Annotated in this window: 8 protein-coding genes and 2 pseudogenes; 4 read left to right on the plus strand and 6 right to left on the minus strand. The window is 46.3% G+C overall.

The features are described 5' to 3' along the window. Window positions 1-304: 304 nt before the first annotated feature. Window positions 305-1,057: a metallophosphoesterase gene (locus A8L45_RS12215; protein ID WP_068902642.1), complete on the minus strand. Its 753-nt coding sequence runs from the start codon at window positions 1,055-1,057 to the stop codon at window positions 305-307. Between the two features lie 159 nt (window positions 1,058-1,216). Here A8L45_RS12215 and A8L45_RS12220 point away from each other — a divergent pair, with 159 nt between their 5' ends. Further along, complete coding sequence (locus A8L45_RS12220) at window positions 1,217-1,528, plus strand: hypothetical protein (protein ID WP_068902644.1); 312 nt, start codon at window positions 1,217-1,219, stop codon at window positions 1,526-1,528. 54 nt (window positions 1,529-1,582) lie between these two features. Here A8L45_RS12220 and dapD read toward each other — a convergent pair whose 3' ends face one another. Both dapD and A8L45_RS12230 read right to left on the minus strand, forming a co-directional pair. After that, entirely contained in the window at window positions 1,583-2,614 is a 1,032-nt protein-coding gene (gene dapD / locus A8L45_RS12225; protein ID WP_068902646.1) for a 2,3,4,5-tetrahydropyridine-2,6-dicarboxylate N-succinyltransferase, read from the minus strand. A 236-nt stretch (window positions 2,615-2,850) separates the two neighbouring features. Next, entirely contained in the window at window positions 2,851-3,156 is a 306-nt protein-coding gene (locus A8L45_RS12230; RefSeq protein ID WP_068902648.1) for a YebG family protein, read from the minus strand. Between the two features lie 80 nt (window positions 3,157-3,236). Between A8L45_RS12230 and A8L45_RS12235 the strand changes: the two genes are divergently transcribed. Then, window positions 3,237-3,923 carry a DNA-3-methyladenine glycosylase I gene (locus A8L45_RS12235; protein ID WP_068902651.1) on the plus strand — a complete coding sequence of 229 codons (687 nt, stop codon included), beginning with the start codon at window positions 3,237-3,239 and terminating at the stop codon, window positions 3,921-3,923. Here A8L45_RS12235 and A8L45_RS12240 read toward each other — a convergent pair. Continuing rightward, window positions 3,920-4,828: a LysR substrate-binding domain-containing protein gene (locus tag A8L45_RS12240; protein ID WP_068902653.1), complete on the minus strand. Its 909-nt coding sequence runs from the start codon at window positions 4,826-4,828 to the stop codon at window positions 3,920-3,922. The two genes, A8L45_RS12235 and A8L45_RS12240, sit on opposite strands and share 4 nt — an antisense overlap. Window positions 4,829-4,922: 94 nt before the next feature. Between A8L45_RS12240 and A8L45_RS12245 the strand changes: the two are divergent. Then, window positions 4,923-5,902, plus strand: a pseudogene (locus A8L45_RS12245) (TDT family transporter). A 167-nt stretch (window positions 5,903-6,069) separates the two neighbouring features. Then, a pseudogene (recC, locus tag A8L45_RS25725) lies at window positions 6,070-9,464 on the plus strand (exodeoxyribonuclease V subunit gamma). A 48-nt stretch (window positions 9,465-9,512) separates the two neighbouring features. Here the strand turns inward: recC and A8L45_RS12255 are convergent. Then, window positions 9,513-11,120 (minus strand): methyl-accepting chemotaxis protein, encoded by a 1,608-nt coding sequence (locus A8L45_RS12255; RefSeq protein WP_068902654.1) that lies wholly within the window; start codon window positions 11,118-11,120, stop codon window positions 9,513-9,515. Window positions 11,121-11,637: 517 nt separating this feature from the next. Next, window positions 11,638-13,245 (minus strand): methyl-accepting chemotaxis protein, encoded by a 1,608-nt coding sequence (locus A8L45_RS12260; RefSeq protein WP_068902656.1) that lies wholly within the window; start codon window positions 13,243-13,245, stop codon window positions 11,638-11,640. Window positions 13,246-13,460: the final 215 nt, after the last annotated feature.

A 13,460-nucleotide genomic window follows, 5' to 3' on the forward strand; every position in this document is an offset into this window, starting at 1 on the left:
CTTATAAATAAGCCTCGCTAGAAATAGCGGGGCTTTTTTTCGTTTGTGTAATGTGTAAAGGACTCTTCCGAGCCTTGTGATCGAGTCCTTGTCTAGAACGTCATTCAAACTGAGTGTTCTTATTGTTCCGCCTTTTACAAAGATAACTCCATTCGGCTTACCTACTTATATGGTGTCGTCTTGAGAAAAGTTACCTGAACGGAGGAGAGTCAGTTTGGCGTATGCATTCTTCAGCGATATTAGCGTTCTTGAGGCTTGATTAGGGCATGAGAGGGGATATGGAATACCGACTGCTTTCCATCCTCTACTGAGTGATAGAAGAGGCTAAGTTTCTGAGAGTTGGGCCTCTATGGATCTGCATTGTGTTTGCTTCCAGTAGAACAAATGCGCCCTGATAATTATCAACAGAGGCTGTGTCGATGAAATAGCTATTTGATACCTGCTGCACGTCTTTGCTTCGGGTGTGGCCGTGAAACGTCATGTCTATGTGGTCAACGGGTGAGTCAGGTTCGCCCTTAAAACGTGTTCTACCCCAAATCCATCTAGGGTTACTCATTAAATCCCCCTGCCAGCTCTCCATTTCTCTCCAGTTTAGGCTGTGGGGTTGAGCGTGACTGATACCAATATTTTTTCCATTTTTTAATCGGCAAGTTATCACGCTGGGCATATCCAGAACAATATCCGCCATTTCTTTAAGCTGTTCGTAGGAATAGTTTTCAGCCCAAGCACCACCATTATTCAGCCAGTGCGTTTTATATCTACGCTCCTCGTCACTCAGTCTCTCTTTTTCCCAGACATTGAAGGCTTTGCTAAGCATGAGTTCGTGATTTCCGATAACAGAGAAAAGCGAGGGGTGTTGCGAGAAATAGCGGAGAGTGTCGGCAGACTCTGGACCACGATCGACAAGATCGCCAACAGCAATTAGGAGGTCCCGCTCATGATTAAATAAAACCTGTTGAAGAGTATTTTTTAGAAGCGACAGCTTACCGTGGATGTCACCTACGACAAAGACTCTCTCTTTATCTCTGGCATCAATAAAAAGATGACTGAACTGCACCGCTTTTCCCTATAAATACGCTGTCCTTGCACTTTAATAGTAACATTACGTAAATCTGGTTTGGGCATCAAATTTTTCGATCTGGGGCTCGCATATTTATTGAGTGTCGATAGCAGGTACGTATGATTAGCGGGTGATAACTGACTAGTGAGAGATGAAGTGAAGTACTTTTATGAGCGTAAAGAACAGGAAAATACGGTTGAGATTGAAATTAAGACAGGAGCTTTCTACCTGTTAATCGTTTTGATTGCGGGTTGGGTTGGACTCAGTTTTGTCTCTGACTCCTCTGAAATTGGTGCAACTGTCCTTCCTCTCATCGCTGCTTTTGTCGTGGTTAGGTTCATTGCCTTGTGGAAAGTACAAAAAGAGGTGTTGGTAGCGATGAGCAAAAAGACCTTAGTCACTCGAGGTAGTAAGTTCTCTTTTGCTAACCCTCTTACTTACATCATTGATAAAACAGAAAAAGAATAATAAAAAAGGGGCTACTCATGTAGCCCCTCTCTATTTTTTTAAACAGCCGTAGCATTAGTTATTGCTGTGAAGCTCGCTGTTTAGTTCGACAGCTGTTTTGTTAGTCAGGCACTCAATCTTACCTGTGACTGAATTACGGCGGAACAGCAAATCGGCTTTACCTGCCAAATCACGTGCCTTAATGGTTTCTACTTCGTTACCATCTGCATCAAGCATAGTTACCTTGGTGCCAGCAGTGACATACAGGCCAGATTCGATAGTACAGCGATCACCCATAGGGAAGCCTAAGCCCGCGTTAGCGCCGAGCAGACAGTTTTCGCCGATTGAGATAACCAGTTGGCCGCCGCCGCTCAATGTACCCATAATAGAAGCACCGCCGCCAACATCTGAGCCATTTCCAACAACAACACCTGCTGAGATACGGCCTTCGACCATGCTTACACCTGTTGTGCCAGCATTGAAGTTTATGAAGCCTTCATGCATGACGGTTGTACCTTCGCCAACGTGTGCACCAAGGCGGACACGTGATGTATCAGCAATACGCACACCAGCAGGGACAACGTAATCAACCATTTTCGGAAACTTGTCGACACAATCAACGGAAAGTACTTCACCATTCAGACGAGCTTCCATCTGGCGCTCAGCCAATTCAGGTAAGTCGATAGGGCCTTGGTTGGTCCATGCGATGTTGTGAAGAAGGCCAAAAATACCATCCAGCACGGTACCATGTGGTTTTACAAGACGGTTTGAAATCAGTTGCAGCTTAAGGAAACCTTCTGCAACAGACGCTGGTTTTTCGTCCGTTGCAAGAATAACAAGCACCAATGGCTGGCTTGACGAGGTTGCTTTTGATGCGAACGTTGCAGCTGCCTCTTCATTGGCTGCCTGAAATGCAGAAGCGAGAGCATCGCATTGGTTTGCAGTGACTTCGATCACCTCATTACCACCTTGATAATCAAGATGTGCACTCAGTGCTGCAACCAGTTCATCCGTTGGGTTCAGCAATGGTGTCGGGAAGAAGGCTTCGATGATCTTGCCGTCTTTGTTCTTTGTGGCTGTGCCAAGTGCTACTGCAAAACTGGCCATGGTATGGTGTTCTCCTTGTTTTGATGACTCTTCAGTGTATCACTGTTGCAGAGTCGAAAAATATCGTTTGAGAGACATCATAAAGTGAACATGACTGAGATTGAAGAGTCCGGAAAAGATAAAAAGTGTTTCTGATTGCGAAATAGAAACCATCGAACAAAATTGATGATTTCAGAAAGATAAAAACAAAAAAGCGCCTCATGAGAAGCGCCTTTTACAGCTAAAAAATGGTTCGGCTAGGCAGCTTCTTCATCGCTGTCTTTGCTTGGTTCCGCCTTTGATTCAGCTTTTTTGGCTGCCTTTGGGGTTGGCTTACGCTTGGCACCTAAGGCATACAAAACTTCTTCACGATGTTGTGCGAGGAACAAAGAAAGTTCTTCTCGCTGACTTTCATCACTGACAGCTTCACTGTTTCCGAGTAATGTAAACAGCTCATCAGCCATGTCGAGCATTTTGTCATAGGCGTCAGCTTCCGCTTTAGAGGTGAAAGTCATTTTCTCTTCTCCATTGCGTTCAACCACATATTTGACGATAACGGCCATGGTCACCCTCTCTAGATTAATTTACTGTCTTTTTATACAGTAGGTTTGTTTTTTCGTCTACCTCAACAGGGATTAGTGTGATGATATTTGAAGATTTCGATAAAATTTTTCATCGTGCAGCAGAAAGAAAGGGGAGTGTACGCGCCCTTGAACAAAGATTAGTACAGCCTAAATCGGTAGAAGAATTAAAAAGCATACCTGATCACAGGTGGTTATCTGCATTAACACTGAAGGTCTTTCAGTCTGGGATGAACTGGCAAATAGTCAGGAACAAATGGCCGGCTTTTGAGGAGGTTTTCTGGGAGTTTGATATTGAAAAAATGGGGCTGATACCGCCAGAGATGTGGGAGAAAAAAGCCAAAAACCCAGCGATTATCCGTCACCTTGGCCGGGTGATGACCATTCCGGAGAATGCGCTTATGATTCAGCGGATCGCCAGAGAGCATGGTAGTTTTTCCAACCTGATAGCTGAATGGCCAGTCGATGATATTGTGGGGCTATGGCGTTTTCTTAAAGCAAGAGGAAAAAGGCTGGGCGGACGGACAGCTCCGTATACGTTGCGTTTATTGGGTAAAGACACATTTGTTATCACCAACGATATTGATAGCTACCTCAGAGCCTACAAGATCATTGATGGCAGTGCCGATACGCAGAAAAGCCTCAAAGCGGCACAAAGTGTATTTAACACCTGGCATCAGCAAAGTGGGCGTCCTCTTTGTCAAATCAGCCAAATCATTGCATTGAGTATGGGGGACAACCGCGTTTAATCCTCTACATGCCAGCGACGACAGAATTCAACAAATAAAGAGAGTAAGGGAGTCTGATGTTTTTCCTGATGCATCGCCAGCCAATACTGGCGTTGAAGATCCAACGGAAGTGGCAGAAGCGCAATTCGGCCGGCCATAGCAGCATGACGAGCAGATAAGCGTGAAAGATAAGCGAAGCCCAGCCCAGCAGCTGCACAATTGATAATGGCCTCTGTATTACTGAGTTCGAAGGATATTGTCCAGTTACTGAGTCGTGGAGCAATTCGTGACATGAAATGCTCCCGGGTACCAGATCCCGGCTCCCTGACAATCCATTCCAATTGCTCAAGATCGAATAGAGACAGGCTCTGCTGTTTTACCAAGGGGTGATTGGGGGAACAGGCAATACACATCTCATCAGATAACCACGGGATCACGGTAAGCTGGGAGTAGTCATTGGACTGATGAGCGTCAAAGCGTCCCTCAACCAGTCCAATATCCAGCTCAAAGGCCAGTAATTTTTCAGCGATAGTTTGGCTGTTGCTGACAAAAAGGCGCTGGTCATAGTGGCCTGACTGACAACGAAAATCACTCAACAAGAAAGGAACCAACTGGTTGCCAATAGTGTCGCTGGCTCCCACCCGCAACGAGCCACTGAGTTGATCTGATTGCTCGAAAACATGCTGGATCTGCTGGCTACGTGCCAGCATCTCATCTGCTAACGGCAATAGCCGCTTACCATTTTCATTAATGATTAATCGATTATTCAACCGCTCAAACAGCTTTTTATCAAGCAGCTTTTCCATATCTGACAAAGCCATACTGACTGCTGGTTTAGACAGATATAGTTGCTCAGCGGCAGCCGTTATCGTTTTCTCCTGTGCCACGGTGACAAAGACTTTGAGCTGTCGCAGTGAGATCATCATGCTGGTTAAGAAAAATTGAACCTTACATTAAGAATATTCAGATATATTAAATGACACAATATAGCTAATATTGTTTTCAGAATTTTTGTTTGCAGTGTCTCAAATAATGAAAAATAAACTGTCGTTGTTACCCACCCCCTTAGCTGGTTTAGCATTAGCCATTGCAAGTCTGGGCTGGAGCTGGGAAAACATGGTTGACCTTGGAGGAGCCGCAAAGCTTGCCGGAGCGGCCGTCGGGGGGATTTTACTGGTTCTACTTGCGTTGAAATTTATCAGTGCACCCAAATCACTGGTGCAGGATTTATCGCATCCTGTTGTGGGCAGTGTGGTACCAACTTTTGCTATGGGTTTGATGGTTGTCTCACACGGGATTGGTCAATATAGCCCTCTGATCGGCGATACATTGTGGCTGCTGGCTATCGCTATGCATATCGTATTTCTTTGCCTATTTGTTTCGCATCGGGCAAAAACTTTGTGCTTAGTGACATGGTACCAAGCTGGTTTGTACCTCCTGTCGGTCTCATTGTGGCAGACGTAGCGTTTTCAGGTAATCCAGCGTTAGAGCCTGTTGCTGATGCTGTGCTTACATTCGGTTTGCTCTCTTACACTGTGCTGCTTCCACTGATGATGTATCGCTTGATTTTCTGCACAGGTATACCCGATGCTGCAAAACCTACCATCGCTATCCTTGCGGCTCCAGCCAGCTTGTCACTGGCGGGGTATTTGACGGTGACAGATCAGCCTTCACCCGTTTTGGTCTCTGTTTTATTGGGTATCGCAGTGTTAATGACATCCCTTGTCTACATGTCATTTATTCGTCTGTTGCGCCTTCCATTTTCACCCGGTTATGCGGCTTTTACCTTTCCAATGGTGATTGGTTCTACAGCCTTGTACAAGGTATCAGGATGGGCGGCAGAGCGTGGTTTGGATCAGTTGTATATCGATCAATTACGTAGACTGGCGGATTTTGAGTTGGTGGTTGCGACAATCGTGGTGGTGTACGTGGCCGTTCGTTATAGCTGTTTTATTACTGGTCAGTTCGCGCAGGACAGGATGAAAGCAACTCACGGCTAATAATGATGATGTTAAGGCTCTCGGAGGAGGGCCTTACGCCAACGTCGCAAATGGAACCTACACCAACGAACCTCACTTGAAACACCCACATATTCCTTCACTAAAATTGCACCGATACCCGGAATGGTAGACAATCGTTCCATCATCATTTTCCGGTGCGTTTTCCAGTGTTTACCATTTATCACTCCAACCAGCTTGATCTGCTGAAGAGCCTTCTTGTTGCGCTTATCCAACAAAAACCTTTATCGAATCCGTTACAAAAAGAACTGATCCTGGTGCAAAGCCCGGGGATGGCGCAGTGGCTAAAACTCTCGATGGCGAAAGAGCAGGGCATAGTGGCCAATGTCGAGTTTCCTCTGCCTGCCACCTTTATCTGGCAGATGTTTGTTAAAGTGCTGAACGATGTGCCAAAGCGCAGTTATTTCAACAAAGAGGCAATGACATGGAAGTTGATGAAGGTATTGCCCGAGAAGCTCGGCGATCCCGACTTTATTGAACTTTCACGGTACCTTGAGGGAGATGATGATCAACAACGCTGTTACCAGTTGGCAGAGAAAATTGCTGATATCTTTGACCAATATCTTGTGTATCGTCCGGAATGGGTGAAGTGCTGGGAGGAAGAGCAGCCAGTGAATGAGCTGCTTGACGAAAAAACCTGGCAGCCCAAACTTTGGCGCGCACTCTACGACTACACCCTTGAGCTTGGGCAATCGCCTTTTCACCGGGCCAACCTTTACGAAGAATTTATTGAAACTCTGGCCTCTCAAGCGACTAAGCCAAAAGGGTTGGCGCATATTGAGCGGGTATTTGTGTTTGGTATATCGGCCTTGCCACCGCGTTATCTTCATGCCCTGAAAGCACTCGGTGAGCATATTGATGTGCATTATATGTTTACCAACCCATGTCGATATTACTGGGGAGATATTCGTGATAAGCGATATCTGGCGCGTCTTTCTGCATCTCAGGAAGGTAAAGTCAGCCGTGTTACCGATGATGCTCAACCTGAGCAGTTAGGGTTATTCTTGGAAGACACCAATGAGCAAGTGGGTAACAGTCTGCTGGCTTCTATGGGTAAGCTGGGCCGCGATAATTTGTTGCTGTTCTCTGATTTGGCCTGTCACGAAGTTGATCAAGGCTTTGTTGATATCACCCGTGACTCCCTCCTTCACCAGATTCAGGCGGATATTCTCGATCTTGAAGAGCCGGGCGACATTCTGGAAACAGACAGCTCTGGCAGTAAAAAAGAGATCACCGATGAAGACCAATCTGTGATGATTGAGATCTGCCACAGCCCGATGCGGGAAGTTGAGGTGTTACACGATAGGTTGCTGTCGATGTTTGAGAAAGATAGCCAGCTGACTCCCAGAGATGTGATTGTCATGGTGGCAGATATCAATGCCTACAGTCCGGCGATTCAGGCGGTGTTTGGTAACGCACCGGGTGAACGTTATATTCCCTTTTCTATCTCTGACCGAAGTGTTGATCAGGAAAGCCCTGTACTGACCACCTTCCTGCAACTATTGGGTTTACCTGACAGTCGTTGTGGGGCGGGAGAGTTACTGGAGCTACTTGAAGTGCCAGCTGTGATGAGGCGATTCGGCCTCGATAACCGTCAGTTCGAAAAAGTGAAATTCTGGGTGGAAGAGTCGGGTATCCGTTGGGGTTAGATGACTCTACGTCTGCTCACTTTTCCCTGCCGCAGCAACACCAAAATACGTGGCTTTTCGGTTTGAATCGCATGTTACTGGGCTATGCGATGCCAGGAGAAGCGGGACTGTTTAATCATATGCTGGCGTATGACGAGGTTCAGGGGCTGGAAGCTGATTTGGCGGGTAAGCTGAGTCTGTTTGTCAGCAGCTTACTGTCCCTGCAGTCAGCATTGAAATCACCTAAATCTTGTGCGGATTGGGTGGTAACTCTGTCATCTATGCTGGATGAGCTCTTTTTGCTGGAAGGTGATGAAGAGCTGGCGGAGCGTCACATACGCGGTCAGCTTGAACAGTTATCAGAACAGTTGTCTGAAGCTGAATTTACTGGCGAATTGTCGCTGCCTATCATCAAAGACTACTTTAAAGGCAAGTTGAGTAATGAAAGGGTCAGTCAACGGTTTCTGGCGGGACAGGTTAATTTCTGTACCCTGATGCCAATGCGTTCTATTCCGTTTAATGTGGTTTGTCTGCTCGGCATGAATGATGGTGATTACCCAAGAACAATCGCGCCTGTTGGTTTTGATTTGATGGCTGGCAGGGCAAAGCCGGGTGACCGTTCACGTCGTGATGATGACAGATATCTGTTCCTCGAAGCCCTTCAGTCGGCACAGCAGCAGCTTTACATCAGCTATGTGGGCCGTTCTGTGCAGGATAATACTGAGCAAGTTCCCTCTGTGCTGATCAGTGAGCTGCTTGACTACTGCACTCAAGGCTATTGCATGGCGGGTGACCAGTCGTTAAGTGATCTCGAATCATCGAAGCAACTCCTCAAGCACCTATGTCATGAAAACCCTCTTGTGCCTTTCAGCCGTGACAGTTTCCGTGATAGCCGGGCCAGCTATGCCAGTGAATGGCTGCCTGCGGCGTTGGGTGAGGGCGAGAAGTGTGCTGAATTCATTACTGAAACCGGGTTGTCAGAGGCGGAAGAACAGTCCGATGTGGTCGAATTAGCTGAACTTCAGCGTTTCTGGCGAATGCCTGTTCAATACTTTTTCAACCGTAGATTGAAAGTGTTCTATGAAGCGCCAAGCGGCGCAATGGAAGAGCAGGAGCCTTTTTCATTCGACAACCTGTCCCGCTATCAAATGCGCGATAGCCTGATGCATCATCTAATGGAAAACGGTGACAGTGAGGCTTCGCTTGAAGCTTTCTATGCCCGCCAGCGTGCTGCTGGTGATTTACCGCTGAGTTTTTTTGGTGAGTTGACGTTGGACGAAGAGCAGGAAGCCGTTACCAGTCAGTATCATGCCATTGTTCCCTTTCTCACTGACCCGCGCCCGGCGCTGGAAGTGAATCTGAGTATTCCAACGTCGAGGGGAACTCTGCACCTTCAGGGTTGGTTGGGGCAGTGTTACCGGGATGGCAGAATTCTCCACCGCAGTGGAAAAATTCGTGGTCAGGACCGTCTCGCCAGCTGGATCGAGCACTTGTGTCTTTGTGCTGGAGGGTTGAGTATTCATACCCGTTTCTTTGGTATCGGTGAGGAGTTGGTGTACGCACCCGTTGAACAGCAGGAAGCTTATCAATCACTTCAGATTTATCTGGAGGCTTATTATGACGGTCAGCAGAAGCCATTGCTGTACTTGCCGTCTACTATCTTTGCCGGGCTGAGTAGCTGCATGGATAAAAAAGGGAATTTCCATGATGAAGAGGGAGGCAGAGAAAAGGCGTTTATCAAAATGCAGCAGGCTTATGTGGGAGGCTATCTGACTATCGGTGAAGGACAAAATGAATATGTTGCAAGGGTGTGGCCTGAGCTGACTGTCGACGCGCTCAGTGATTTATTTTCCTACGGAAAAACTATTTTGTTACCCGCTCTTCTTGCCAGTACAGCCGCAGAGGCCGATCAGTAAAACGAGTCAGCGGAGTAATACAAGGATTACTCCGCTGACCTGAAAACACTAAACCGTAAATCGTTCCAGCTTAGTTTTACTCTTGGCACTCAGTGATTTGATTCTGTCACTCAATGCCAACGTGTTCTCACAGGCACCGAGATTATCGTGTGATACGTCGTTGACATTTACCACATTTCTGGCGACATCCTGCGCAGCAATCACCTGCTGAGACGTCGACGCAGCAACTTCGCTGTTCATTTGCTCAAGCTCCGCGATCAAACTGGCGAGCGAGGCCAGTTGATTTTGGGTATCGCGCACCTGATCAAGACTCTGTGCCGTCTTTTCAGTACCGCGCATCATGATACGAGCCGCTGACTGTGCACGTTCCTGAAGCGTTTCTATGATTGCATTGATTTGTGTGGTCGATTCTTTGGTTGAATGCGCCAGCTTTCTCACCTCTGCAGCGACTACCGCGAAGCCACGTCCGGCATCGCCTGCGCGTGCAGCTTCGATGGCGGCGTTCAGTGCCAGCAAGTTAGTTTGCTCTGAAATATCGTTGATGACTGTTACTACATCACTGATCTGATCGCTCGAAGCAGCGAGTTGTCTGATATTTTCCTCAGCATCATTCACATCTGTGTTTATTTCTTCAAACTTGGTAACGGATTTCATCAGCGAGCGTTCAGCATCTCGAACTAATGTCGTTGAGCGCTGAGTGTTTTCAGAGGTCGTTTGGGTACTGGCCTCTACCACGGTGATCGCAGAGGACATCTCTTCCATTGCACTGGCAACTGAGTCCAACTCCTGACTCTGACTCTGAATGCCGTTTGTCGAGTAGTTTGCCAGTTCAGTCATGCTGTCGCTTTCAGAATCAAGCTGAGTGAGGGTGCGGTTGATAGAAAGAACGAGGTTTTTAAGCTCTGCGGTCGCATCGTTTAAATCGTTCGCCATCATCCCCAATTCATCTTTACTCATCACTTGCGCCTGTACAGTAAGATCGCCCCGCGCAACGCCAGCTATAGCCACTTGAATAGCACCGATAGAGTTGAGTAACCGTTGAGTCAGCCAAAGAGCAATTGCAACCAAGAGTGCGGTAACTAAAAAGGTGAAAAGTGCCAACTCTGCCGTATTAGCCCATACCGTCGAGACGATGTCGTCAACATAGATACCAGTGCCGAGCATAATGCTCCATGGACTGAAGTATTTTAGGGCGCTGATTTTTTCGCTATCGGTCTGGGTGGCTGGATTGAAGAAGGTGTAACTAGAAAACCCTTCTCCCGTTGCACGAACTGCCTCTCGAAAATCGGCAAGAACTGGCTTGTTGGCTGCATCTCTAAACGTTGAAAAATCACGGTTAAGCCACTTTTGGGAGCCTGCCAGCATAATGTTCTTGTCGTCTACCGCAAAGAAGTAACCGTTGTCGGAAAAGCGGATTTTGTGCAGTTTCGCCAGTGCTTTTTCTCTCTGCTCCTCTGACGATGATTCTCTGTATTCCTGTTCCAGCATACCTACCGCAACATCTAGCTTATCTTTTAGCTGTGCTTTACGCTCGGCAACGAGGTCGTGATACATGGTCATGCTGTTATAGCTCGTCAGTGTCACCATACTCAACACTGAAAGTAGAACCAGCAATAGTAATTTTTTCTTTACTGCAAGATTGTTGATGTATTGCATGTCTAACTTCTCACACTTTCTTTGTATATCTCAGATAAAATACGCAAGGTGTTTAATCAGCTTTTTGCCTTGAAACCAGCCTTACAAATACATCTTTTATTATCTTTGTTCCTCTACGGCGGTACGACTCTATGTTTGTGACGCCAATTCCATTACTGTTGTCAAAACAGGTTGATCTCTGTTTTGGATAGTGTTTTTAATGGTCAAAAAGAAAGTTATTGCGACTAACCTCAAAAATGTCTCATTGTTTGGACTCTTTTGAGTGTTTACTCATTGGATTAAGTTTGATTCATTTCTTCGATTTCTAAAGTGTCTGAGAAAGCTAACAATGCACCGATAACAAAAATGAAGTGTTGGTTAGGTAACTGTGCGAATGGGGTTGGATTGAAACCTTGAGATCTTGAGATCTTGAAGCCGGGGGATGTGCAGAGAGCGTAGATAAATTGAATCACAATCTGTTTTGGATAAGCGGGCTGCTGCAATATCAACTGGACCAGCCCGCGAGGTTTAACCGGATTTATACGGTAAAACGGCCAAGCTCTTCCCGGCTCCTTGAACTTAGCACCTTGATTTTATCGCTTAACGCTAACGTTTTTTCGCATGCGTCAAGATTGTCTTTCGACACATCGTGAACGATAACGACATTTTTTGCTGCATCTTTCGCTGCCGTTGCCTGTTGAGAGGCTGATGTGGCTACCTCAACATTCATTTTCTCCAATTCATCAATCAACGCGGTCACCGAACCCAGCAAATCTTGTGTTTCTCTTACCTGATAGAGACTGCTGGTGGTTTTATCTGCCCCGCGGGTCATGATTTTTGCTGCTGTCTGCGCTCGTTCCTGAAGAGTGTCAATAATGGCATTGATTTGAGTAGTGGACTCTTTGGTAGAGTGAGCAAGCTTTCTCACCTCCGCAGCAACGACAGCAAATCCACGGCCAGCATCGCCGGCTCGCGCAGCTTCAATCGCAGCATTCAAAGCCAATAGGTTAGTTTGTTCTGAGATATCGTTAATAACGGTTACCACATCGCTGATTTTGTCACTCGATGTCGCCAGAACCCTGATGTTTTCCTCAGCATGATGCACATCCTGATTAAGCTCTTCGAATTGAAGCACCGTTGCTTGTAAGGATTTCTCCGCTTCTCTCACCAGAGATGTTGAACGAAGGGTATTTTCTGACGTCGTCTGAGTGTTGGTTTCAACCAGACCAACAGCGCAAGACATTTCCTCCATCGCACTGGCAACTGCATCTAACTCAATACTCTGATGCTGAATCCCCTCATTCGATCGACTGGCAAGACTCGCCATACTGTCACTGTCGTTATCCAGTTCGGTCAAGGTGGTATTGATAGAGGTGATAAGTTCCCTTAACTTCCGGGTCGTTTGATTAAGGTCTACCGCCATCATTCCCAGTTCATCGTTGCCCGTTTTTTGTGCTTCAACGGCGAGATTTCCTTTTGCAACCTCACCCAGAGCTAGCTGCATGGAACGAATTGACTCAAGCAATGATCGAGTCAGTATCAGAGCAAAAGCCACTAAAAGTAACGTAACGATCCCAGCAACAAAGAAGGATTGTTGATTATTCTCCATGACTTTATCGTCAATATCGTCTACGTAAATACCCGTACCAATTAACACATTCCATGGCTCGTAATATTCGACAGCAGCAATTTTTTCAGCAATCCGATTCGACGCGGGATTCAGGAACTCATAACTCGTAAATCCCCGCCCCGTATTTCTTACTGCATCACGCATGTTGTAAAGCACGGGTTCGTTATTATTATCTCGGAACGCAGAGAAATCCCTGTTTATCCACGACTTGGCACCAAATATCACGATATTGTCGTCGCCAATCGCAAAGAAATAACCGTTATCGCCAAACGTCAATTGCTCCAGTTTTGCCAGAGCTACAGAGCGTTGTTCAGCTGAGCTGGATACCTTGTACTCCTGATCTAAGGTATCCACCGCCAGATCAAGAATATCCGTCAGTTTCTGCTTGCGCTCGTTGAGCAAATCTCTGTGCATTTTATTGCTATAGTCAGCAGCGAGCACCACCAAGCCCGCCACCGATAGAAAAACTAACAGTAATAGTTTCCTCTTTACCGCTAAGTTTGCAATCCATTTCATACCTAACCCTCATCTGATGTAAATCAAAAAACTCATTGCGACTATTTTTATTATTTGCCCGTATAAATGGACAATATTTCTAGCAAGTTACCTTTGCTTTATGCTTTTATTGTCGTGCTGTGCATCTTGATAAGATGAATACTGTTTTAACAGCGAAGTACTCATTACAAACTTTATCAGTGTTGGTAGTATGTTAGCATTGCCAAGCAACTGAT

Source organism: Veronia pacifica (assembly GCF_001707825.1).
GTDB classification, from domain to species: domain Bacteria; phylum Pseudomonadota; class Gammaproteobacteria; order Enterobacterales; family Vibrionaceae; genus Veronia; species Veronia pacifica.

Bases quoted from the DNA above. Each gene is read 5' to 3' on its own strand.
- dapD (WP_068902646.1), bottom strand. From the start codon at position 2,614: ATGGCCAGTTTTGCAGTAGCACTTGGCACAGCCACAAAGAACAAAGAC.
- A8L45_RS12230 (WP_068902648.1), bottom strand. From the start codon at position 3,156: ATGGCCGTTATCGTCAAATATGTGGTTGAACGCAATGGAGAAGAGAAA.
- A8L45_RS12235 (WP_068902651.1), top strand. From the start codon at position 3,237: ATGATATTTGAAGATTTCGATAAAATTTTTCATCGTGCAGCAGAAAGA.
- A8L45_RS12240 (WP_068902653.1), bottom strand. From the start codon at position 4,828: ATGATGATCTCACTGCGACAGCTCAAAGTCTTTGTCACCGTGGCACAG.
- A8L45_RS12255 (WP_068902654.1), bottom strand. From the start codon at position 11,120: ATGCAATACATCAACAATCTTGCAGTAAAGAAAAAATTACTATTGCTG.
- A8L45_RS12260 (WP_068902656.1), bottom strand. From the start codon at position 13,245: ATGAAATGGATTGCAAACTTAGCGGTAAAGAGGAAACTATTACTGTTA.